This window comes from Pseudomonas sp. SP16.1 (genome assembly GCF_052682975.1).
Map to the genome: position 1 here is coordinate 2,231,733 of NZ_JBQYFZ010000001.1, position 21,677 is coordinate 2,253,409.

At 68.0% G+C, this 21,677-nt stretch carries 18 protein-coding genes; 8 read left to right on the forward strand and 10 right to left on the reverse strand.

Annotated features, from left to right (window positions below; translation table 11 throughout):
- Window positions 1-91: 91 nt before the first annotated feature.
- The 5 genes from tpx to ACUTAF_RS10850 form a co-directional block, all read right to left on the reverse strand.
- Window positions 92-592 carry a thiol peroxidase gene (gene tpx / locus ACUTAF_RS10830; RefSeq protein ID WP_445579957.1) on the reverse strand — a complete coding sequence of 167 codons (501 nt, stop codon included), beginning with the start codon at window positions 590-592 and terminating at the stop codon, window positions 92-94.
- Window positions 593-707: 115 nt separating this feature from the next.
- Window positions 708-2,081, reverse strand: coding sequence for an alanine/glycine:cation symporter family protein (locus ACUTAF_RS10835; RefSeq protein WP_445579958.1), 1,374 nt, complete (start codon window positions 2,079-2,081; stop codon window positions 708-710).
- A 269-nt stretch (window positions 2,082-2,350) separates the two neighbouring features.
- Entirely contained in the window at window positions 2,351-6,031 is a 3,681-nt protein-coding gene (locus ACUTAF_RS10840; protein ID WP_445579959.1) for a translocation/assembly module TamB domain-containing protein, read from the reverse strand.
- Window positions 6,028-7,755: an autotransporter assembly complex protein TamA gene (locus ACUTAF_RS10845; RefSeq protein WP_445579960.1), complete on the reverse strand. Its 1,728-nt coding sequence runs from the start codon at window positions 7,753-7,755 to the stop codon at window positions 6,028-6,030. The genes ACUTAF_RS10840 and ACUTAF_RS10845 overlap by 4 nt, the downstream gene beginning before the upstream one ends.
- A gap of 68 nt (window positions 7,756-7,823) precedes the next feature.
- Window positions 7,824-8,468, reverse strand: coding sequence for a GNAT family N-acetyltransferase (locus ACUTAF_RS10850; protein WP_445579961.1), 645 nt, complete (start codon window positions 8,466-8,468; stop codon window positions 7,824-7,826).
- 254 nt (window positions 8,469-8,722) lie between these two features.
- On the opposite strand from ACUTAF_RS10850, the gene xthA reads away from it, so the two are divergent.
- From xthA to ACUTAF_RS10870, 4 genes are all read left to right on the forward strand, one after another.
- Window positions 8,723-9,535: an exodeoxyribonuclease III gene (xthA, locus tag ACUTAF_RS10855; RefSeq protein ID WP_445579962.1), complete on the forward strand. Its 813-nt coding sequence runs from the start codon at window positions 8,723-8,725 to the stop codon at window positions 9,533-9,535.
- 131 nt (window positions 9,536-9,666) lie between these two features.
- Window positions 9,667-11,049: a substrate-binding domain-containing protein gene (locus ACUTAF_RS10860; RefSeq protein WP_445579963.1), complete on the forward strand. Its 1,383-nt coding sequence runs from the start codon at window positions 9,667-9,669 to the stop codon at window positions 11,047-11,049.
- Window positions 11,050-11,218: 169 nt separating this feature from the next.
- Complete coding sequence (locus ACUTAF_RS10865) at window positions 11,219-12,217, forward strand: TerC family protein (protein WP_445579964.1); 999 nt, start codon at window positions 11,219-11,221, stop codon at window positions 12,215-12,217.
- Window positions 12,218-12,220: 3 nt separating this feature from the next.
- On the forward strand, window positions 12,221-12,391 hold the full coding sequence (locus tag ACUTAF_RS10870; RefSeq protein WP_445579965.1) for a hypothetical protein: 171 nt from the start codon (window positions 12,221-12,223) through the stop codon (window positions 12,389-12,391).
- An 89-nt stretch (window positions 12,392-12,480) separates the two neighbouring features.
- Here ACUTAF_RS10870 and ACUTAF_RS10875 read toward each other — a convergent pair whose 3' ends face one another.
- Window positions 12,481-13,710 (reverse strand): acyl-CoA dehydrogenase, encoded by a 1,230-nt coding sequence (locus ACUTAF_RS10875; protein ID WP_445579966.1) that lies wholly within the window; start codon window positions 13,708-13,710, stop codon window positions 12,481-12,483.
- 161 nt (window positions 13,711-13,871) lie between these two features.
- Between ACUTAF_RS10875 and ACUTAF_RS10880 the strand changes: the two genes are divergently transcribed.
- A complete protein-coding gene (locus tag ACUTAF_RS10880; RefSeq protein WP_445579967.1) occupies window positions 13,872-14,807 on the forward strand; it encodes a LysR family transcriptional regulator in 936 nt (311 codons plus the stop codon).
- Window positions 14,808-14,870: 63 nt separating this feature from the next.
- Here the strand turns inward: ACUTAF_RS10880 and ACUTAF_RS10885 are convergent, their stop codons facing one another.
- Both ACUTAF_RS10885 and ACUTAF_RS10890 read right to left on the reverse strand, forming a co-directional pair.
- Window positions 14,871-15,305: a DoxX family protein gene (locus tag ACUTAF_RS10885; RefSeq protein ID WP_445579968.1), complete on the reverse strand. Its 435-nt coding sequence runs from the start codon at window positions 15,303-15,305 to the stop codon at window positions 14,871-14,873.
- 104 nt (window positions 15,306-15,409) lie between these two features.
- On the reverse strand, window positions 15,410-16,825 hold the full coding sequence (locus ACUTAF_RS10890; RefSeq protein WP_445579969.1) for an MltF family protein: 1,416 nt from the start codon (window positions 16,823-16,825) through the stop codon (window positions 15,410-15,412).
- A 268-nt stretch (window positions 16,826-17,093) separates the two neighbouring features.
- On the opposite strand from ACUTAF_RS10890, the gene ACUTAF_RS10895 reads away from it, so the two are divergent.
- The 3 genes from ACUTAF_RS10895 to ACUTAF_RS10905 all read left to right on the forward strand — a co-directional run bounded on the left by ACUTAF_RS10895 (window position 17,094) and on the right by ACUTAF_RS10905 (window position 19,929).
- The gene (locus tag ACUTAF_RS10895; RefSeq protein WP_445579970.1) at window positions 17,094-17,921 is read left to right on the forward strand and encodes a TatD family hydrolase; all 828 of its coding nucleotides are present in this window, start codon (window positions 17,094-17,096) and stop codon (window positions 17,919-17,921) included.
- Window positions 17,922-18,006: 85 nt separating this feature from the next.
- Complete coding sequence (locus ACUTAF_RS10900) at window positions 18,007-19,476, forward strand: methyl-accepting chemotaxis protein (RefSeq protein WP_445579971.1); 1,470 nt, start codon at window positions 18,007-18,009, stop codon at window positions 19,474-19,476.
- Window positions 19,477-19,566: 90 nt separating this feature from the next.
- Window positions 19,567-19,929, forward strand: coding sequence for an Mpo1-like protein (locus ACUTAF_RS10905; RefSeq protein ID WP_445579972.1), 363 nt, complete (start codon window positions 19,567-19,569; stop codon window positions 19,927-19,929).
- Window position 19,930: 1 nt separating this feature from the next.
- On the opposite strand, the gene ACUTAF_RS10910 is transcribed toward ACUTAF_RS10905, so the two are convergent.
- Together ACUTAF_RS10910 and ACUTAF_RS10915 are read right to left on the reverse strand one after the other, a co-directional pair.
- Window positions 19,931-20,728 (reverse strand): acyl-CoA thioesterase, encoded by a 798-nt coding sequence (locus tag ACUTAF_RS10910; RefSeq protein ID WP_445579973.1) that lies wholly within the window; start codon window positions 20,726-20,728, stop codon window positions 19,931-19,933.
- 73 nt (window positions 20,729-20,801) lie between these two features.
- The gene (locus ACUTAF_RS10915; RefSeq protein ID WP_445579974.1) at window positions 20,802-21,602 is read right to left on the reverse strand and encodes a CHAD domain-containing protein; all 801 of its coding nucleotides are present in this window, start codon (window positions 21,600-21,602) and stop codon (window positions 20,802-20,804) included.
- Window positions 21,603-21,677 lie beyond the last annotated feature (75 nt).

Here is a 21,677-nt window from a genome sequence, read left to right on the forward strand (position 1 = left end):
AGCCCCTCCCGGATTGCATCCGGGCTACGGGGTGATTCGCGGCGCAAATAAAAACGGCCTGCAGAGCAGGCCGTCGTTGCAGCGCAGGCGGTTACTTGAGCGCCGCCAAGGCCGCCGCGTAGTTCGGCTCGTCGGCGATTTCGCCGACCAGCTCGCTGTGCAGCACCTTGTCGTTCTCGTCCAGCACCACCACCGCGCGGGCGGCGACGCCGACCAGCGGGCCGCCGGCGATGGCCACGCCGTAGTTCTTGAGGAAGTCGGCGCCGCGCATGGTCGACAGGTTGATCACGTTGTCCAGGCCTTCGGCACCGCAGAAACGCGCCTGGGCGAACGGCAGGTCGGCGGAGATGCACAGCACCACGGTATTGGCCAGTTGCGCGGCCTCGGCGTTGAACTTGCGCACCGAGGTGGCGCAGGTCGGGGTGTCGATGCTGGGGAAGATGTTCAGCACTTTGCGCTTGCCGGCCAGGCTGGCCAGGCTGACGTCGCCGAGGTCCTTGCCGACCAGGCTGAACGCCGGCGCCTGCTGACCGGCCTGCGGCAGCTGACCATCGACCGGAACCGGGTTGCCTTTGAGAGTGACTTGCGCCATGGGGAGAATCCTTTTCTGCGAAGTGAGGGAAAAGAGTAAGGGCGCGATCGGGGCTTTTGGCAAGCCCCGATCGCGCCCTCTCGGGGTCGCGGATCAAGCTGACCCGTAGGTCAGACTATCGTGCCCGCACCGGCGACACATCCACCTTCCTGTCGGCGAAATATTCGCGGGTCAGCGCCACCACCACCGGGCTCAGCAACAGCAGCGAGACCAGGTTGGGGATGGCCATCAGGCCGTTGAGGGTATCGGCCAGCAGCCAGGCGAAATCCAGCTGGGCAATGGCGCCGAACGGCACCGCGACGACCCAGACCAGGCGGAACGGCAGGATCGCCTTGGTGCCGACCAGGTATTCCCAGCACTTCTCGCCGAAATAGCTCCAGCCGAGGATGGTGGTGAAGGCGAATACCACCAGGGCGATGGTCAGGATCGCCCCGCCGATGCCCGGCATGGCCGACTCGAAGGCCGCCGCCGACAGCGCCGCGCCGCTGGCGCCGCTGTTCCACACGCCGGAGCAGATGATCGCCAGGCCGGTCATGGTGCAGATGATGATGGTGTCGATGAAGGTCCCGAGCATGCCGATCATCCCCGAGCGCACCGGGCTGCTGGTGGTGCCGGCCGCCTGGGCGATGCCGGCGGTGCCCAGGCCCGCCTCGTTGGAGAAGATGCCGCGGGCCACGCCGAAGCGGATCGCCGCCATCACCGCCGCACCGGCGAAGCCACCGGTGGCGGCGATCGGGGTGAAGGCGTAGGTGAAGATCATCTCGAAGGCGGCCGGGATCTCGCTGGCGTTGACCGCCAGTACGACGATGGCGGCGACGATGTAGGCCAGGCACATGGCCGGCACCAGCGAGGCGGCGACCTTGCCGATGCGCTTGATGCCGCCGAGGATGACCAGGCCGACGAACACCATGGTCAGCAGGCCGGTGAGCCACAGCGGTACGTTGAAGGTGGTTTCCAGGGCATGCGCCATGGAGTTGACCTGCACCATGTTGCCGATGCCGAAGCCGGCCAGGCCGCCGAAGATGGCGAAGGCGCCGCCGAGCCAGGCCCATTTGGCGCCCAGGCCGTTCTTGATCGCGTACATCGGACCGCCGACGTGCTCGCCACGGTCGTCCTTCTCGCGGTAGTGCACGGCCAGTACCACTTCGCAGTACTTGGTGGCCATGCCCACCAGCGCGGTGCACCACATCCAGAACAGTGCGCCGGGGCCGCCGAGGAAGATGGCCGTGGCCACGCCGGCGATGTTGCCGGTGCCGACGGTGGCGGCCAGGCAGGTCATCAGCGCCTGGAACGGGCTGATCTCGCCGCTTTGCTCATCGTCCTTCTTGCGCCCCTGCCACATCAGCTTGAAGCCGGGGCCGATCTTGGCCAGCGGCATGAACTTCAGGCGCAGCATGAGGAACAGACCGGTGCCGAGGATCAGCACCAGCATGGGCGGTCCCCACACCAGGCCGTTGAGTTGGTTCACCAGGTTGGTTACGGATTCCATTGAGGGCTCCTTATTGTTGTTGTCGCGCGGTTGGATACCCGTCGCGTGATCGACTGCCGGATAGACAGTGCCGTTGCTTGCGTCACCGCCCCGCGATGGACCAGGGTTGCCGGATCAGGGGGCGCCCAAGTATACGAAGACGAAATAAGTTATTTTCACTATATAACAAGATTTTAACGAGATCTTCCGCCGAGTAATAGGAGAAAATCCGAGCATAAATCCGCCATCGCGCTAACAGGACCGCAAAAATACCAACCCGCCCCTCGCCGCTAGAAATCGCGCCGGTAGAACAGGTCCAGCGAACTGGCCAGCCCACTGGCCGCCTCGAGATAGAGCCTGCGGCTGAGCTGGTAGCGCAGCGCGATGGTGTTCGCCGGCTCGAACACGCCGACGCCGTAGCGCAGGCTGAGGCGCTCGCTGAGGTTGCCACTGGCCACCACGCTGGTGGTGATGCCGCTGCCCTCGGTGTCGAGCTGGAAATCCTGGATGCCCAGGCTGCTGGCCAGGCTGCTGGTCAGCGAGCTGCTGCCGGCCAGGCCCAGGGCCAGCGCCGCCTGACCAAGCAGGTTGTTGTCGCCGCTGCCCTGCCCCAGCGGCCGGCCCAGCACCAGGTAGGACAGCGCCTGCTCCTGGCTCATCGCCGGCTCGGCGAACACCGTGGTGCCGGGTTGCTCGGCGCTGCCGGACAGGCGGATGCCGGCGACCACATTGTCCACCCGGCGAATCGCCTCGACATCGAGGAACGGCTGGTCGATGGGCCCGGTGAACAGCAGCCGCGCGCGGCGGATGGTCAAACGCTGGCCGTAGGCGCGATAGCGGCCGTTCACCAGGTCCAGCTCGCCGCGGGTGTCGAGGTCGTCGCCGATATGCACGCGCCCGCGCAGGTCGGCGGTCAGGCCGAAGCCGCGGAAGGCCAGCTTGTCCTGGCCGACCTCGACATCGACATCCATGGCGATGCCCAGCGCCTCCTCCTCCAGCGGCGTCTCGCGCCCGGCCACCCGCGCATCGCCGGACAGCTTGACGGTGGAGGCCGGCAGCTCGCGCACGCGGATCTGCCCGCGCGGCACGGCGACCTTGCCACGCACCGCGACCTGCCGCTGGCGTAGCTGCAGGTGCAGGTCCGGCTCGACTTCCAGCTCGGCGTAGGGCTCGACCTTCAGCGGCAGACGCTGGCCCTGCAGGTGCAGATCTCCGACCAGCCCCGCGCGCCAGTCCAGTTCACCGCGCAGATTGCCGCGGCCCTGCTCGCCGCTGCGCCAGTCCCCGCTCAATTGCAGACGCTCGCCGGCGATCCGCGCGCGCATCTGCAGCGCCTCGACGCCGAGCGGCAGCTCGCTGCCCGCAAGCTCGCCGTCCTGCAGCAGCAACTGGCCGTCGACCTGGGGCGCCAACAGCGGCCCGGAAAGGGTCCCGCTGCCCTGCAACCGGCCCTGCAGGCGCTCGGCCATGGGCACGAAGGGACGCAGTACGGCCAGATCCAGCCCGCTCAGGCGGAACTCGCCGCTGATCGGCTTGCTGGCCAGGCGCGGGTCGATTTGCGTCTGCAGGCTCAACTCGCCGAGGCGGCCGCCGAGCAAACGCAGCTCGCTGTCCACCCGCTGCGGCCGCAGGCGGCTGTCCAGGCGCAGGCTGTGGTAGGGAAAGTCCAGCCACTGGTCCTGTTCCGGCTGGCGAATGCGCAGGACGCCGCTGCCGGCATCCAGCAGGATGCGACCATTGGGGCCGCCGGCCGGCAACTCGAGCTCGAGCCGGCCGTCCAGTCGGCCCTGCCAGGCGAAATCCTCCGGCAGCCAGGGTTGCAGGCTGGCCAGCGGGAAGTTTTCCAGGCGCAGATCCAGGCTGGGTTGCGGCGCCAGGCGCTGCTGCTCGCCACATAGGCTGGCGTCGCCGGCCTGCCAGCAGTGCGCGCCCAGGCTCAGTCGGCCGCTGGCCAGACGCTCCAGCGCCGCCGGCTTTTGCAGCAGCCAATCCTGGCCGCCGCTCTGGATACGGCCGCTGGCGATGCGCCCGCGCCAGTCGCCCTGCTCGCTCAGCTTGCCGTCCAGCGCCAGCGCCAGTTGCAGCAGCGGCCCCTGCAGGTCCAGCTGCAGCGCCTGGCGCCGCGCATCGCCCTGGCCGTCGACCTGCAGCCGGCCGAGATAGGCATCGCCGATACGGATGCCGCGTGCCTGCAGCGCCAGCCTGCCCCGCTGACGGGCATCCAGGCTGGCGCTCAGTCGCAGGTGGCGCAGGCGGGGATCACCGAACGCCAGGCGCTCGCCGCCGAGCTGCAGCCGGCCCTGCGGCGCCTGCGGCGTGCCGGCGAGATCCAGGCGCCCCTGTGCTTGTCCCTGCAGACCCGGCCAGAGCTGGCCGAGGCGCGGCAGGGTCAGTTCCAGCTGCCCGCTCAGGGCCTGCTCCAGCGCGCCCTGCCCCTGGATGCGGTTGTCGCCCAGCCTCACCTGCAATCGCAGCAACTGCCAGCGCTGGCCCGCACCTTCGCCGCGCAGCTGCAGCAAGGCGGGCTGGCCGCGCAGGCGGCCGCTGAGGTCGATGTCGGCCTGGGCCTGCAGCTCGCCGCCGCTCAGGCTGCCGCGGCTGTTCAGCGGCCCGCCCAACTGGCCGGACAGCTCGGCCAGCCAGTAGCCAGGATCGAAGTCGCTCAGCTGCAGCATGGCCTGCCAGTCGATGCCCGCGGCGAAGCCGAGCCTGAGCACGCCGTCGAGCCGGCCCTGCCCGGCCTGCAACTGCAGCTGCGGCAGGCTGACCTGCTCGAGATCGCCGCTGACCGGGCTGCTCAGGCTGAAGGCGCCGGCCGGCCCCTGCAGCTGGCCGGCGAAATTGCCCAGGTAGTTGCCGCCGCGATAGCTCAGCTCGGCCTGCAGCCGTTGCAGGCTCACCGGCGGCTCCTGCTCCAGCGGGTACAGGCGCTGCCAGGGGAAATCCTGCCAGTTGAGGCTGGCGTCGGCGGCGAAGGTCTCGGTCCAGTCGAGCCGGCCGCGCAGCTGCAGGTACCGCTCGGCTCCGGCCTGCAGCTGCAGTAGCTCGATAGCGGCGCCCCTGGCATCGACCAGCCCCTGCAGGCGCACGGCGATCGGCGCCTGCTCGGCCGGCAGGCTGGCGTCGCCGTCGATGCGGTAGCCACTGGCCAGGTCGCCCTTGGCCTGCAATTGCAGCTGCTGCAGGCGCAGGGTCGGCGGCAACCCCGCACTGGCCTGGAAGTCCGCGCTGCTGAGATGCAGCTCGGCCGGCAGGTGCTCGGCCAGCGCCTGCACCTCACCGACCAGGCGCGCCTCCAGGTAGCCCGTGCTGTCGGCCTGCAGGCTCAGGCTGCGCTGCAGGTCGCCGCCGACCCGCAGCGCCACCTGCCAGGGTTTGCCGTCGACCTCGGGCAGCTGCAGCTGCCCGCTCAGGTCCAGCGGCCAGTCGCCCTGCGGGGTCAGTGCTCCGCTCGCCTCCAGGCTCAGTGCGTCGCGACGCAGGGCCAGGCGTTGCAGGCGCATGCCGCGCTCGTTCCACGCGCCGCTCAGCTGCAGTTCGCTGAGCTGGCTCTGGCCGTCGATACGCAGGTCGCCCAGCTGGATGTCAGCCAGCTGCAGGCGCAGCGGCAACTTCAGGCTCGGCAGCGTCGCGGGTTGGTCCGCCGGTGCCGCGCTGGCCGGCAGATCGACTGCGGCCTGCGCCAGGTGCAGGCGATCCAGGCACAGGGTCAGGCGCAGCAGGCAGGACGGCGACCAGGCGAACTCCACTGCCTGCAGTTCGACACGCAAGCCGCCCTGCTGCCAGAGCAGCGCGTCGGCCCGCCAGGCCGCGCCGAGCCGGCCCTGGAAGTTCGTCGCGGCCAGGCCCGGCACCTGCGCCAGCAACCAGCGGCTGCCGCCCTCGGTCCCCAGCACGCCCAGCAGCGTGGCGCCGAGCAGCAGCGCCAGGGTCAGCAGCCCCGCCCCCAGCCGCCTGAGTGCGCGCCTCATAGCTCCGGCCCCATGGAGAAATGCAGTCGCACGCCGCCCTCGTCGTCCAGCGCGTGGGCCAGATCCAGGCGCAGCGGGCCGACCGGCGAGACCCAGCGCACGCCGAAGCCGACGCCGGTCTTGAGGGTGGGAAATTCCAGCGAGTCGAACGCATTGCCCTGGTCGACGAACGCTGCCAGGCGCCAGCGCTCGCTCAGGCTGTACTGGTACTCGGCGCTGGCGGCGAACAGGTAGCGGCCACCGATCTTGTCGCCGCGCCCGTTCTCCGGCGACAGGCTCTGGTAGTCGTAGCCGCGCACGCTCTGGTCGCCGCCGGCGAAGAAACGCAGCGACGGCGGCACGCCGGAGAAGCCGTCGGTCTCGGTGCCGCCCAGCTGCACGCGGCCGAGCAGGCGGTGGTTGTCCAGCACTGTGGTCAGGCCCTTGAGCATGACGTTGCCGTGCACCAGGTCGGCGTCCGACAGCACCCCGTCCACCGCGCCGGAGAGGCCGAACTGCAGGCGATAGCCGCGCCTGGGGTCGAGACGGTTGTCGCTGCGCAGCAGCGAATAGCTGACGCCCGGCATCAGCAGGGTGCTCAGGCCCGAGTCGTCGCCCAGGCGATATTCCTCGCGCTGCCACTTGATCGACAGCACCCGCTGCCAGCCGCCGGCGCGGCGGCTGTGCCACTCCGGGCCGACCTTGAGCAGGCGACTGAGGCTATCGTTGCTGGCCAGCTCCTCGTACTGGTAGCCGCCGGCCAGGCGCAGTTTGTCGGTCAAGGGCGGGTCGCCGGGAATGTCGTACCACAGGCCGAGGTTCTGCCGCGGCGCCGACAGTTCGCTCTCCAACCCGTAGCTATGACCCTGCGGGTTGCGCCAGTGGCGCGTCCAGTTGCCGCGCAGGCGCGGCCCGACGTCGGTGGAAAAGCCCAGGCCGAAGCCCAGGGTGCGCGGCTGCCGGGCCTGCAGCGTGACCTGCACCGGAATGCGCAGCTGCTCGGCCTGGGCGGGAATGGCATCGACCCGCACCGTCTCGAAGTAACCGCTGGACTGCAGCGTCTGATAGAGCTCGGCGATCAGCTCGGCGTCGTATGGCGTGTCCGCCTGGAACGGCACCATGCGCCGCAGCAGGTCCTCGTCGAAGGGGAAGTCGCCGCTGAAGGCGATGTCGCCGAGGCGATAGCGCGGTCCGCTGAGGTACACCAGTTCGATATCGGCGACGCCGGCGGCCGGATCGATGTCCAGGCGCTGGCGCGAGAAATGCCCGTCGAAGAAGCCGTAGCGCGAGGCCCGGTTCTGGATCAGTCGCTTGGCATCCTCGTAACGGCCGTGATGCAACGCTGCTCCGGGCTGCAGGCGACTGGCACTGGGGATGCGAAAGGCCGGCACTTCGCTGGCAGGCCCCTCGATGCGAATGCTCACCTCGCGCAGGCGCACGCGCTCGCCGGGCTCCACCTCCAGCACCAGGCGCGGCGGATCGCCCTCCTCGACATGGCTGCGGATACGCGCCTGGTAGTAGCCCAGCGCCTCGGCGGCCTTGTCCGCCTCGGTCTCGGCGACCCGGCGCAGGCGCCGCAACGCCTGACCGTCGCGACCTTCGAGACTGCCCACATAGCCTTCGATATTGGCCTTGAGGGCCGAGTCGGCCGGGGTGATCCGTACCTCCAACTCGGCGCCCGCCACGACGCCAGTGCTGACCAGCAGCAGCGCCAGGCTGCGCCGGAGATATCCATATACGCTCATGGCCGGGGATGCTATCACGGAGCGGACGGCGAGCTAGAGCCGTCGCGAGGCCCGGCGACAGGCAAGGTTCAGGCGCTGGCCCGGGCCACCGGCTGCGGATTGGGGTGGAAGAACACGTGCTCCACCACCGGACCGATGGCCAGTTCGCCGATCTCCTCGTAGCCCTGGCGCTTGTAGAAGTCCAGGTAGCGGGCGTCGCCGGTGTCCAGCACCACGCCCTGCGAGCCGGCATCCTCGGCGCACCAGTCGTGCAGAGCCTCGAGCAACTGCTCGCCACGGTGCTGGCCCTGGAACTCGGGGTGGATGCCGAGCAGCGGCAGCACGTGATAAGGCCCCGGCGGCAGGCAGGCGAGCACCGCGTCGTGGTATTCGAGGTAGCGTTTGGTGCAGCGGAACCCGGCGCTCAGCAGCATGCGCAGGCGCCAGCCCCAGCTCTCGGTGATGTCCAGGCGGCGCTGCGGCGGGGCGATCAGCGCGGCGCCGATCAGGCGCTCGTCGAGCAGCAGGCCGATGGCCGGCAGCTCCTCGGCGAAGTGCCGCTGCACCAGTTCGCGCACCGTGGCCCGCACCCGCTGGTCGAAGCCCGGCCGTTCGGCCTCGAACAGGTAGGCGAAGGTCGGCTCATGGCGATAGGCGTGATAGAGCAGTGAGCGGACTTCACGGGCATAGCCGCCATCGAGCATGCGGACTTCGGCAGGAGCGTTGTGGGGCATGATTGACCTCTGCTTGTCGGTGTAGGCGCGCGAACCTCACTGGCAACTTAGCAGTGCAAGTCATCTGCCGCCAGGCGCTGGCTCCGCCGCCGAGTGATCGGCTAGCATCGCCTTTTAACCTGAAAGTCGCGCAGCGACGCCCTGCTCATATCCTTCTCCGTCCGGGAGCAGGATATGAGCAGGGCATGCCGCGAGGGCTCTCATCATCCGGGGTGCCTTTGGTGGCATGCCCGTTAGCCCAGGACCCGCCGCCCATGAAAATCGTCTCGTTCAATATCAATGGCCTGCGCGCCCGCCCCCATCAGCTGCAGGCGCTGATCGCCAAGCACCAGCCCGACGTGATCGGCCTGCAGGAAACCAAGGTGGCCGACGAGCAGTTCCCCGAGGCCGAGATCCGCCAACTCGGCTACCACGTGCACTACCACGGGCAGAAGGGTCACTACGGCGTCGCCCTGCTCTCGCGCCAGGCGCCGCTGGACCTGCACAAGGGCTTTCCCAACGACGGCGAGGAATCCCAGCGCCGCTTCATCTACGCCACCTTTGCCGACGCCCAGGGCCAGCCGATCACCGTGATGAACGGTTACTTCCCCCAGGGTGAAAGCCGCGACCATCCGATCAAGTTCCCCGCCAAGCAGCGCTTCTACGCCGACCTGCAGCAACTCTTGGTGAAGCGTTTCGATCCGCAGCAGGCGCTGGTGGTGATGGGCGACATCAACATCAGCCCCGAGGACTGCGACATCGGCATCGGCGAGGCTAACCGCCTGCGCTGGCTGAAGACCGGCAAGTGCAGCTTCCTGCCCGAGGAACGCGAGTGGCTGGTCAGCCTGAAGGACTGGGGCCTGGTCGACAGCTTCCGCCAGCTCAACCCGCAGGTGAACGACCGCTTCAGCTGGTTCGACTACCGCAGCCGCGGCTTCGAGGACGAGCCCAAGCGCGGCCTGCGCATCGACGTGATCCTCGCCAGCCAGGCGCTGCACGGGCGCCTCAAGGACGCCGGCATCGATTACGAACTGCGCGGCATGGACAAGCCCTCGGACCACGCGCCGATCTGGCTGGAACTGGGCTGAACGCGAAGCGCGGTGGAAGACCCTGCGCGGTTTTCCACTCAGGCCCGCTACAACCGGTCTGTCATATAACCGCAACCTGACTGTCTTAATCTCGCGGCACTTTCCATCACCCACCAGAAGGTGTCTGCCGCATGCCGCGAGCCCCGTCCGCCCTCGACCGCGATCCCTGGAGTCGAATCCTGCCGCTGTTGATCCTCGGCTTCCTCTGCTACGCCCTGCCCCTGTCGGTGTTCGCCGCCCTGCCCGCCGCGCAGGACAACCGACCGGTGCTGCGCATCCAGGGCTCCAACACCATCGGCGCCAAGCTCGCCCCGGAGCTGGTCAGGGGACTGTTCGAGGCCGAAGGTTTGCATGACATCCGCAGCGAAGCCGGCGCCGCGGAGAACGAGCAACGTCTGCTGGCCCGCCAGGCCGACGGTCGCACCGTACTGGTCGAGATCGCCGCGCACGGCTCCAGCACCGGTTTCGCCTCGCTCAAGGCAGGCACGGCGGACCTGGCCGCCTCGTCACGACCGATCAAGGACGGCGAAGTCGCCAGCCTGAGCGCTCTCGGCGATCTGCGCGGCCCGCAGGCCGAGCAGGTGATCGCCATCGACGGCCTGGCGATCATCTTGCACCCGAGCAACCCCATCGGCGCGCTCAAGGTCGAGCAGCTGGCCCAGCTGTTTTCCGGCGAGATCACCGACTGGCGCGAGCTGGGCGGCAATCCCGGCGCCGTGCGCCTGTACGCCCGCGACGACAATTCCGGCACCTACGACACCTTCAAGGAGCTGGTGCTGGCACCGGGCGGACGCAGCCTGGCCGCCGGCGCCCGGCGCTTCGAGTCGAGCAATCAGCTGTCCGATGCGGTCGCCAGCGACGCCAACGGCATCGGTTTTATCGGCCTGCCCTATATCCGCCAGGCCAAGGCCGTGGCCATCGCCGCCGGCGACTCCCAGCCGATGCCGCCGAGCACCACGGCGATCGCGACCGAGGATTACCCGTTGTCGCGTCGCCTGTTCCTCTACAACCAGCCGCAGCCGGACAACCCCTGGGCCCAGGCGTTGATCGATTTCGCCCATGGCCCGCGCGGCCAGGCCATAGTCGAGGCCAGCGGCTTCATTGCCCAGACCGTGCGCGCCGTGCGCGTCGAGCCCGTCGCGCAGATGCCGGCCGGCTATCGGCAGTTGGCCGAGCAGGCGCAGCGCCTGTCGGTGAACTTCCGTTTCCAGGAAGGCAGCGCGACCCTCGACAACAAGGCCCAGCGCGACCTGGGCCGGGTGCTGGACTACCTCAAGCACCACGACAAGCTGCATAACCAGGTGGTGCTGGTGGGTTTCGGCGACGCCAAGAGCGACCCGGCCCGCGCCGCGCTGCTGTCCAAGCTGCGCGCCATGGCGGTGCGCCGCGAACTGGCCAAGGGCGGTGTGCTGTTTCGCGAGATCACCGGGCTCGGCGACGAGCTGCCGGTGGCGGCCAACAGCGAGGATCACGGACGCATCCGCAATCGCCGGGTCGAGGTCTGGGTCTATTGAGTTCGAAGCGATAAGTGCAGCGCGGTCACGCTCCGGCTTGAGGCTTTCCAGGTTAGGCGTTAGCCTGTCCGGGCGTGACGCCGGGCCCCTCTGGCGGTGAGTTGCTCACCGTGATGTCGGAGTCACTGAGTCGATTTCATTTCAACTCAGGCAGACATAGGGAAGGCTCATGGACGCTCTACTCGCCTTTTTCACCACCCCGCTGTTCGGCACCCCCGGCTGGTTCTGGCTGGCCTTTCTGACCCTCATCATCACCCTGCTGGTCCTCGATCTCGGCGTGCTGCACCGCGACCAGCACGAAATCGAAATGCGCGAGAGCCTGCTGCTGTATTCGGGCTACTTCGGCGTCGGCGTCGCCTTCGGCGGCTGGATCTGGTGGCAGCTCGGTGCGACCAAGGCGCTGGAGTACTACACCGGTTTTCTCGTCGAGCAGTCGCTGTCGATGGACAACGTCTTCGTCATGGCGATGATCCTCGGCTACTTCAACATCCCCCGCCGCTACCAGCACCGCGTGCTGTTCTGGGGCATCCTCGGGGTCATCGTGCTGCGCGCCGTCATGATCGCCCTGGGCACGGCGCTGGTGCAGCAGTTCGACTGGGTCCTCTACCTGTTCGGCGCCTTTCTGCTGTTCAGCGGCTTCAAGATGCTGCGCAGCAACGACCAGGAAAGCCACCCGGATCTGTCGCAGAACCCACTGCTGCGCTTCGTGCGCCGCCACCTGCGGGTCACCGACGAGCTGCACGACGGTCGTTTCCTGGTGCGCCTGAAGGATCGGGTCAGCGGAAAGCCGTTGCTGCATGCCACGCCGCTGCTGCTGGCGCTGGTGCTGATCGAGCTGGCCGACCTGGTGTTCGCGGTAGACAGCGTGCCGGCGGTGCTGGCCATCTCGCAGGACCCGTTCATCGTCTACACCTCGAACATCTTCGCCATCCTCGGCCTGCGCTCGCTGTACTTCGCCCTGGCCGCGCTGATGCACCGCTTCATCTACCTGAAGTACGCCCTGGCTCTGGTGCTGATGTATATCGGCGGCAAGATCTTCCTGCATGATCTGCTCAAGGTTCCCGCCCTGCTCTCGCTTGGCGTAACCTTGAGCCTGCTGGCCGGCGGCGTGATCCTGTCGCTGCTGAGAACCCGCGACCGGGCCGGTCTCGATCGACAACAGAGTTGAAGCATGGCGGATGTACGCATAGAAGTGCTGGAACGCGGCGGCCGTCGCCTATGGCAGGTGCGCGTCGGTCGCCGCGCCCTGACCTTTCATGAGGAACTGGCCGCGCGCGCCTTCGCCGCGCAGCTGCATATGCGCCTCGGCTGGCTGGGCCAGGCGCAGCGCTCCGACGACTGAGCGCCCGATTGCCGCGGGCTGCGCTGCGCGCCGCAACCTAAACGACGAGGCCCGCAAAGATGCGGGCCTCGTCTTTATCAGCGCCTGGCTCAGCGACTGGCTTTCATCGCCTCGCGCGGCACGTACTTGCCGATCTCGTACTTGCCGATGGCGGCGCGGTGCACTTCGTCCGGGCCATCGGCCAGGCGCAGGGTGCGCTGCATGGCGTACCAGTAGGCCAGCGGGAAGTCGTTGGAGACCCCGGCGCCGCCGTGCAGCTGGATCGCCCGGTCGATCACCCTGAGCGCCACGTTGGGCGCCACCACCTTGATCTGGGCGATCTCGCTGGCGGCGATCTTGTTGCCCACGGTGTCCATCATGTAGGCCGCGTTCAGCGTCAGCAGGCGCGCCTGGTTGATCTCCATGCGCGAGTCGGCGATATGGTCGATATTGCCGCCCAGGCGCGCCAGCGGCTTGCCGAACGCCGTGCGCGAAACGGCGCGCTTGCACATCAGCTCCAGGGCGCGTTCGGCCATGCCGATCGAGCGCATGCAGTGGTGGATGCGGCCTGGGCCGAGGCGCCCCTGGGCGATCTCGAAGCCGCGCCCCTCGCCGAGCAGCACGTTCTCGTAGGGCACCCGCACGTTCTCGAACAGCACCTCGGCGTGGCCGTGCGGGGCGTCGTCGTAGCCGAACACCGGCAGCGGCCGCAGCACGGTGACACCGGGCGCATCCATCGGCACCAGAATCATCGAGTGCTGCTGGTGGCGCGGCGCGTCGGGGTTGGTCAGGCCCATGAAGATCATCACCTTGCAGCGCGGGTCGCAGGCACCGGAGGTCCACCACTTGCGGCCGTTGATCACCCACTCGTCGCCCTCGCGATGGGCGTTGGCCTGCATGTTGGTGGCATCCGAAGAGGCTACCCCCGGCTCGGTCATGGCGAAGGCCGAGCGGATCTCGCCGGACAGCAGCGGCTCCAGCCACTGGCGCTTCTGCGCCTCGTTGCCGTAGCGCACCAGCACCTCCATGTTGCCGGTATCCGGTGCGGCGCAGTTGAACGGCTCCGGGCCGATCAGCGAGCGCCCCATGATCTCGGCCAGCGGCGCGTACTCGGTATTGCTCAGGCCGGCCCCGTAGTCGGACTCGGGCAGGAACAGGTTCCACAGGCCTTCGGCCTTGGCCTTGTTCTTCAGCTCTTCCATGATCGCGGTGGGCTGCCAGCGGTCGCCTTCGGCCACCTGCCTTTCGAATACCGCTTCGGCCGGGTAGACGTGCGCCTCCATGAATGCCGTGACGCGCTCACGCAGCTGTTGAACCTTGGGGGAGTAGGCGAAATCCATGGGGATACCTTCTGAGGGGCTGTTTCTAACAAGGGGGTGTGAGGTTGTGGAAATGATGCTAGAACAGCGCCTAAGATTTATCGAACCTATTTTTAGCGTGTATGAACATTCATAACCGATATATGATCGACTGATATCGACAGCCCTGGAGCGCATCCGGCATGAACCTGACCAAGGTGGATCTGAACCTCTTCATCGTCTTCGACGCCATCTACACCGAGGCCAACCTGACCCGTGCCGGGCAGATCGTCGGCATCACCCAGCCGGCGGTGTCCAACGCCCTGGCCCGCCTGCGCGAAACCTTCAACGACCCGCTGTTCGTACGCACCGCCCAGGGCATGGTGCCCACGCCGATGGCGCAGAACATCATCGGCCCGGTGCGCAACGCCCTGCAGCTCTTGCGCGTATCGGTGCAGGAGAGCCGCACCTTCAACCCGCAACAGGCGAACAAGACCTACCGCATCAGCATGACCGACCTCTCCGAGCAGATTCTCCTGCCGCCGCTGTTCCAGCGTCTGCGCCGCCTGGCGCCGAGCGTATGCATCGAGAGCTTTCTGGCCAAGCGCCGCGAGACCACCAAGGAACTGGCCGCCGGGCGCCTGGATTTCGCCGTCGACGCCCCGCTCAACACCGACCCGCAGGTGCGTCACGTCAAGCTGCTGGACGACCGCTACGTCTGCGCCATGCGCCCCGGCCATCCGCTGGCCAAGGACCGGATCAGCCTCGACGAATACCTGTCGCTGACCCATATCCAGATCTCCAGCCGTCGCAGCGGCCTCGGCTATGTCGACCTGGCCCTGGGCAAGATGGGCGTCCAGCGCAAGATCGCCCTGCGCTCGCAGCATTACCTGATGGCCGGCAGCGTGATGCTGCAGACCGATATGGTGATGACCGTGCCGGAGCGCTTCGCCCGCCGCCACAACCTGCACCACGTGGCGCTGCCGGTCGGCGACGTACCGGCCTTGGAGACCCACCTGTACTGGCACGAGAGCACCGACCAGGACCCGGCCAACCGCTGGATGCGCGAGCAGATGATCGAACTGGCGCAGCAGGTGGCGATACAGGAGAAGAAGGCCGAACAGGCACCTGCCGCCTGAGTAAAAGGTCGTGAACGCAAGAAGGCCCGCGATGCGGGCCTTCTCCTATCGGACGGAAACGGATCAGCGAGCGATATTGCCGTCCAGCGACAGCTTGCCGGCACCCTCGAATACCAGTGCCACGCTGATCGCCAGCAGCGCCAGGGCGAATTCGTAGCCGTTGTTGCTCATGAAGAAGCCGTTGGCCAGGTGCACGGTGAAGATCGCCACCAGCATGGTCACCGCCAGTACCGCGGCGGCCGGGCGCACCAGCAGACCGACGATCAGGGCGAGGCCGCCGAAGAACTCGGCGCTACCGGCCATCAGCGCCATCAGGTAGCCCGGCGCCAGGCCGATGCTTTCCATCCACTGGCCGACACCTTCAAGGCCGTAGCCGCCGAACCAGCCGAACAGCTTCTGCGCTCCATGGGCGGCGAAGGTGATGCCGGCGACTATGCGCAGGATGGCGATGCCAAAACCGGCTTGAGTTGCGGTAATGCTCTTGATCAGGTCGTTCATTGCAAGGCGTCCTTCGTGTGTGGGAGTTGATGGCGCACAGAATATCCAATTTATTCGATATTAAAATCGAAAAATACCGCTTATTAAGATCGATTTTTTAGATTTTATTTGGCCGTCAGACGCTGTCCCTGCGGCTCCAGCAAATAGCGCTCACGGTCATAAGCAAGGTAGTACTTATTCACGCTATTTACGTAGCTCACCACACCCATGCCCAGTTGCTCCATCGCCACCCGTTCCACCTGGAAGAACCACTGGTTGGCATTGAGGCCACGGCGACGGGCCTCGGCACGCAGGCTCTGGACCCGTTGCGGGCCGAGATTGTAGGCGGCCAGGACGAAGGCGATGCGCTCGCGCTCGTTGAACTGCGGGCTGTTGAAGAAGTTGCGGCGCAACATCGCCAGGTACTTGCTGCCGGCCTGCACATTGCCGTCCAGGCTCTGGATATTGCTGCCGCCGACGCTGCGCGCCGCCGCCGGGGTGATCTGCATCAGCCCGGTGGCGCCGCTGGCGCCGCGCGCGGAGGGATTGAGGGTCGACTCCTTGAACGCCAGCGCCGCCAGCAGCAGCCAGTCGAAGCCCTGGCGCTCGGCATGCTGCTGCAGCACCGGGCGCACCCGCTCAAGGCGCTGGCGCTCGATGCGCCCCAGCGGCGAGTGAACCTTGTACAGACGTCGGTAGACGCGCTGGAAGGCCGCGTCCTGGTCGGCCGGGCTCTGGTAGCCGGCGAAGAAGCGGTCGATGCTGGCGCGCAGCATCGGCGCGTCCGGCCGCACGAACCAGCTCATGTCGCCGTCGCGCGCCAGCATCAGGTGCTTGTCCACCCGGAGCCCGGGCATCACCTTGGCCCAGCGCTCGGCGATCGGCAGCTCCACCGCGGTGCGCTCGAAGATCCCGGCCTGGACCATTTCCAGCACGTCCTCCACCGCCAGGCTGGGGTCGACCCACTCCACCACGATCGGCGGCAGATTGCGCGCCGCCAGTTGCTGGTTGACCTTGCGCAACGCCTCGCCCACGGCGCTGCCGGCCGGCAGCGACAGGCTGCGTCCGGCCAGTTGCTCGAGGCTGCGGTAATGCTGGTTGCCCTGCTTCGCCACCAGCACCAGCGGCACCTCGCGGCGGATCGCCGCGCTGGCGCTGACGTCGTGTCCGGCGCGCACGTTGAGCAGCTCGCCCGGCGCCACCAGGTCGCCCTCGCCGCGCTGCAGGGCGCCGAGCAGCTGATCCTTGGCCTTGGGGATGATCTTCAGGCGCAGGCCGCGGCCGTCGCGGGCGTTGCGGTTGAGGTACTGCTCGAAGGCGCGCAGGCGGTGGTACTCGACGCCAATGCTCTGGCCCTTGACCGAGCCCGAGCTGTTGCGGCTCTGGTTGACCAGCACGCGCAGCTCGCCGCTGCTGCGGATCGCCGGCAGGTCGCGGGCGCTGCGCGCCTGGCTGCCGACCTCCGGCGGACCGGCCAGACGCGCGCTGGCCGGCAACGGCAACAGCAGCACCAGGCACAGGACCAACAGCAGTCGCGACATCGATTCTCCAGGGGTGGGCGGCGGATCGCCGTACTCGGTCTGCGCCTTTACCGGCTGACCACGCGGACCGGCAACAGACCCTCGACCCGCCAGCCGAGTTCCCAAGGTCGGTGCGGGGCGCGGAGGGTCGCACAGCTCAAGCAGGCGACGCCAGTCCAAAGCCTTGCTCCAACCTTGAAAACTATTCCCAACTCATTGTTTTAACTCGCCTTTCTGACGAACGGAGAGCATCTGCTATGCTGCCTCCTCGCGCTCACCAGGTGGCACCATGCAACTCATCGATATCGCCGTCAATCTCACCCACCCCAGCCTCGCCACACAGGCCGAGGCCCTGCTCGAACGCGCCCGGGCCGCCGGCGTCTGCCAGCTGGTGCTGACCGGTACCAGTCTGAGCGAAAGCGAGGCCAGCCTCGAGCTTTGCCGACGGCTGGACGATAGCGGCGAACGGCTGTTCAGCACCGCCGGGGTTCACCCGCACGATGCCAGCGCCTGGAACGGTGCGAGCGCCACTGCGCTCAAGGCCCTGCTCGGCGAGCCCGAGGTGCGCGCGGTGGGCGAATGCGGGCTGGACTTCGACCGCGACTTCTCGCCGCGGCCGCAGCAGGAAAAGGCCCTGGAAGAACAGCTGGCGCTGGCAGCGGAACTGGCCATGCCGGTGTTTCTGCACGAGCGCGAGGCCAGCCAGCGTCTGCTGGAGATACTGCGTGATTTTCGCGACCGGTTGCCGGCGGCGGTGGTGCACTGCTTTACCGGCGAACGCCGGGCGCTCTATGCCTATCTGGACCTCGACCTGCATATCGGCATCACCGGCTGGGTCTGCGACGAGCGTCGCGGAACCCATCTGCATCCACTGCTCGGCGACATTCCCGCCGACCGGCTGATGCTCGAGACCGACTCGCCCTTCCTGCTGCCGCGCAGCCTGCGGCCGAAGCCGAAAAGTGGACGCAACGAGCCGGCCTTCCTGACCGAGGTGCTGCGCGAGGTGGCGCGCCATCGCCGGCAGAGCGAGCAGCAACTGGCTGCCGAGACCAGCGCCTGCGCCCGCGCCTTCTTCGGCCTGCCCGTGCCGAGCGAGCGCGAGGTAGCGCAGAGTTGACCGGGATCAACGGCCACGCCTCCGAGCTGTACGATACTACTGGCAATTGGCCAATAGCGGCTGACGGATACGGACACTACGAAGCATGGGTTCCTGGATCAGCGATCTTTCTCTGAAGTACAAGTTCTGGGCGGTCAATGCCGTCGCTTTCGCCACCAGCCTGATGCTGGTGCTGTTCGCCCTGCACACCGAGCAGCAGGCACGCAGCGCCGACGCCCGTAGGGCGGCGGCCGAACAGGCGCAGCTGCTGCGTCTGTGGCCGAGCCAGGCGCCGCTGCCGGCCCTGCAGCAGTTGCGCCTGCTGCAGGGCGGCGAATCACTGCCGGGCGCCGGCGCTGCGGTCGATGCCACCGGCTGGCAGGCTCTGGCTCACGATGCCTGGCTGAGCGAGGATCCACCGATCGGCGCACAGCTGCTGAGCCTGGAGGACGGACGCCGTGTCGCCCTGCTGGCCCATGCACCTAGCCTGTTGCAGCTGCTCGGTCAACATGCGCTGACCTATGCCGGCGCGGTGGCGGTACTGATGTTGCTGCTGCTGGCCGCCTCGCAGCTGTTGATCCGCTTTCTGCTCAGCCACCTCAATACCCTCAAGGACGTGATGCTGCAGGTCGAGCGCAGCGGCGACCTGTCGCTGCGCGTGCCGCTGGAGGGCCGCGACGAGGTCGGCCAGATGGCCGCCGCCTTCAACGCCATGCAGGCCGGCTACCAGCGCGTGGTCGGCACCGTCGGCCAGGTCGCCGCCGAACTAGACGACGGCACCCGCAGCATGGCCCAGCGCATGGGCGCCGTGCGCCAGGGCATGCTCAGCCAGCAGAGCGAGACCGACCAGGCGGCCACCGCGATCAACGAGATGTCCGCCACCGTGCAGCACATCGCCGAACATGCCGGCAGCACCCGCGACCAGTCGCACAACGCCGATCAGCTGGCCCGTGAGGGCCAGGCGGTGGTCGGTCGCGTCGAGCAGTCCATCGCCGCCCTCTCCCAGGGCGTGCAGCAGAGCGCCGGCAGCATCGAGCGCCTGGCCGAGGACAGCCAGCACATCAACCGGGTGGTCGGGGTGATCCACGGCATCGCCGAGCAGACCAACCTGCTCGCCCTCAACGCCGCCATCGAGGCCGCCCGCGCCGGCGAAATGGGCCGCGGCTTCGCCGTGGTGGCCGACGAGGTACGCAACCTGGCCAAGCGGGTGCAGGAGTCCACCGACGAAATAACCCAGATGATCGGCAAGCTGCAGGGTGGCACCCGCGACGCGGTGGAGTTCATGCGCGAAAGCTCGGGGCACGCCAACCAGTGCGTGCAACTGGCCCAGGAAGCCGGCGAGGCGCTGGCGGCGATCACCGCTGCAGTGGCGCTGATGCGCGACAGCAATACCCAGATCGCCGTAGCCGCCGCCCAGCAGAGCCAGGTGGCCGAGGAAATGAGCCGCTCGGTGGTGGGCATCCGCGACGTCACCGAGCAGACCGTCGGTCAGACCCTCGATTCCGCCGCCACCAGCCAGCATCTGGCCGAACTGGCCGGCGAGCTGAGCAAGGCGATCCGTCAGCTGCGCCTTTAGGCTTGGGTCTATGCGCGCCATAGCCAGGAGCGATTCGCGCCGATCGGCAAGGCGGTCCTAGACTCCAGCCATCGAGTCGAGGATCGCCCCATGAGCAAACGTCGCCCCAATCTGCTGGCCTGGCAATGGCGCCACTACGCCGATCAGCACCGGCACCCGACCAACCTGCTGTTGCACCTGCTGGCCGTGCCACTGTTTCTGCTGTCGGCGCTACTGCTGCTGATCGGCCTGTGGCGCCCGGGCTTCGTGCCGCTGGCGCTGGGCGCCATCGGCATGGCCGCCGCCCTCGCCCTGCAGGCCCATGGCCACCGCCTGGAAAGGCAGCTCCCCGAGCCCTTCGCCGGCAAGCGCGACGCGGTCAAGCGCCTGCTGCTGGAGCAGTGCGTGACCTTCCCGCGCTTCGTCTGCAGCGGCGGCTGGTGGCGCGCCTGGCGCCGGCGCAAGCGCCACTGACTCAGCCGAACACGGTGACGGTCTGCCGGCTGATCGCGATCAGCTCGCCGTCCGGGCTCCATAACGCCGCCGCGACGTGGCCGTAGCCGTCGCGGGCATGCTCGATCTCGGCGCGGTACAGGCACCAGTGCTCGGTGCTCAGCTCCCGCAGTGGCTGGACGAACTCGATGGTCCAGGTCAGCGAACTGCCCGGCGCCGGGCTCTTGAGGTGGGGCAGCACCGCCGGCGGCCAGGCATCGACCAGCGCCAGCAGATGCGCCTCGCTCAGCACCTGCGGCTGCTGCTCGCCCCGCAGGCGCACCCAGCCGCCCATCTGCCGCGAGGGGTTGTTGCTGAACGGCATGCCGCCGAGGCCCCAGCGCATGGCCAGGAAACGGGTGAACTCGGGGGTGACGCCGCGCACGTAGGGCAACTCCTGGCAGCGCTCGGCCGGCTCGATCTGCGGCGCCGGCAGCGGCGCCACCTCGACGGCCGAGGCGCGTGCGGCGCCGAAGCTGCCCTGCACCAGGGTCACCACCTGGCCATCCTGCAGCGCGCGCAGGCACAGCTGGCTGACCGCCTTGCCCTCACGCAGCACCTCGACCTGGAAACTCACCGGCACATCCGCCGCCACCGGGCCGACGAAGGTGATGGCCAGCGAGCGCACCGGGCGCCCCTCCGACACCCTGGCGCGCATGGCCTCGTAGGCCAGCGCCGCCACCAGGCCGCCGAAACTGGCGCGGCCCTGGCCCCATACGGCGGGAATCACCAGCGCATCGGGATTGGCACGCACGGCCTGCAGCAATTCGGAAAAGGTCATAGCCACCTCGCAAACGATAGATGGCGTCGATCTTAGGGGATGGTACAGGCCGAACGATAGATCGAAAGGATGGTTATTCGGCCATAGTTCCGGCGAAAATGTCGCCTTGTTTATCCGGCAAGAAGTCGCCATGCAGCGCCAGCAGCGCCTCGTCCGCACGCCGCTCGGCCGCCGCCTGGGCCTGCTGCCAGACGGGACGACAGGGTTGCAGAGCCTCGCTGGTATCACCCTGCGCCAGCCATTGCAGATGGTCGTGCCAGTCGCCGAGCTCGGCCTGGGCCCGTTTCAGACGCCCCAGCACCGCCTCGCTCAGGCCGCTATGCCGCGGATAGGCCTCGGCAGCGTAGCGCACCCGCTTGATCAGCAGGCGCAGGCGGTGACGGTCGTGCGCCGGATCGCGCAGGGCCTGCGCCAGTTGCCGGCGCTGCCGACGCAGACGTCGACGGATGCGCTTGTCCATGCCGCGCAGCTGACCCTGGGCGGCCGCCTGGCGCCAGCTGGCCGGCCAGGCATCGAGCGTACGCAGCAGCTCGGCCAGCTCGGCGCTGGCGGCGACGGCGGCATGACCGGCGATCCGCTGCACCTCGCCCTGCGCCAGCCGCGGCATGCCGAGGCGGCGCAGTTCGGCCGCCAATACCTCGCGGTCGCGCAACGGCCCGGTGCGGCGCCCCAGTACCGCGGCGCGCTGCTCCAACGCCTCCACCGCCGCCAGGCCACGCAATGGGCGCAGCAGGCTGCGCAACTGACGCAGGGCGATGCGCAGGTCATGCAGGGCCTCGGGGTCGGTGGCGCTGGCCAGCCGCGCCTGGCAGGCATACAGACGCACCTGCAGACTCAGCAGGCGGGCCGGAATCCGATCGACGAAACCCTTCATGCACACGCCTCCTTACTTGGATCGGTCATTCGCCACTGCCGGGCCAACGGTGGATGAAAAGAGCCACATCCAGCC

Bases quoted from the DNA above. Each gene is read 5' to 3' on its own strand.
- ACUTAF_RS10915 (WP_445579974.1), bottom strand. From the start codon at position 21,602: ATGAAGGGTTTCGTCGATCGGATTCCGGCCCGCCTGCTGAGTCTGCAG.
- ACUTAF_RS10860 (WP_445579963.1), top strand. From the start codon at position 9,667: ATGCCGCGAGCCCCGTCCGCCCTCGACCGCGATCCCTGGAGTCGAATC.
- ACUTAF_RS10910 (WP_445579973.1), bottom strand. From the start codon at position 20,728: ATGACCTTTTCCGAATTGCTGCAGGCCGTGCGTGCCAATCCCGATGCG.
- ACUTAF_RS10845 (WP_445579960.1), bottom strand. From the start codon at position 7,755: ATGAGCGTATATGGATATCTCCGGCGCAGCCTGGCGCTGCTGCTGGTC.
- ACUTAF_RS10865 (WP_445579964.1), top strand. From the start codon at position 11,219: ATGGACGCTCTACTCGCCTTTTTCACCACCCCGCTGTTCGGCACCCCC.
- ACUTAF_RS10890 (WP_445579969.1), bottom strand. From the start codon at position 16,825: ATGTCGCGACTGCTGTTGGTCCTGTGCCTGGTGCTGCTGTTGCCGTTG.
- ACUTAF_RS10880 (WP_445579967.1), top strand. From the start codon at position 13,872: ATGAACCTGACCAAGGTGGATCTGAACCTCTTCATCGTCTTCGACGCC.
- tpx (WP_445579957.1), bottom strand. From the start codon at position 592: ATGGCGCAAGTCACTCTCAAAGGCAACCCGGTTCCGGTCGATGGTCAG.
- ACUTAF_RS10875 (WP_445579966.1), bottom strand. From the start codon at position 13,710: ATGGATTTCGCCTACTCCCCCAAGGTTCAACAGCTGCGTGAGCGCGTC.
- ACUTAF_RS10895 (WP_445579970.1), top strand. From the start codon at position 17,094: ATGCAACTCATCGATATCGCCGTCAATCTCACCCACCCCAGCCTCGCC.
- ACUTAF_RS10835 (WP_445579958.1), bottom strand. From the start codon at position 2,081: ATGGAATCCGTAACCAACCTGGTGAACCAACTCAACGGCCTGGTGTGG.
- xthA (WP_445579962.1), top strand. From the start codon at position 8,723: ATGAAAATCGTCTCGTTCAATATCAATGGCCTGCGCGCCCGCCCCCAT.
- ACUTAF_RS10900 (WP_445579971.1), top strand. From the start codon at position 18,007: ATGGGTTCCTGGATCAGCGATCTTTCTCTGAAGTACAAGTTCTGGGCG.
- ACUTAF_RS10870 (WP_445579965.1), top strand. From the start codon at position 12,221: ATGGCGGATGTACGCATAGAAGTGCTGGAACGCGGCGGCCGTCGCCTA.
- ACUTAF_RS10905 (WP_445579972.1), top strand. From the start codon at position 19,567: ATGAGCAAACGTCGCCCCAATCTGCTGGCCTGGCAATGGCGCCACTAC.
- ACUTAF_RS10885 (WP_445579968.1), bottom strand. From the start codon at position 15,305: ATGAACGACCTGATCAAGAGCATTACCGCAACTCAAGCCGGTTTTGGC.
- ACUTAF_RS10850 (WP_445579961.1), bottom strand. From the start codon at position 8,468: ATGCCCCACAACGCTCCTGCCGAAGTCCGCATGCTCGATGGCGGCTAT.
- ACUTAF_RS10840 (WP_445579959.1), bottom strand. From the start codon at position 6,031: ATGAGGCGCGCACTCAGGCGGCTGGGGGCGGGGCTGCTGACCCTGGCG.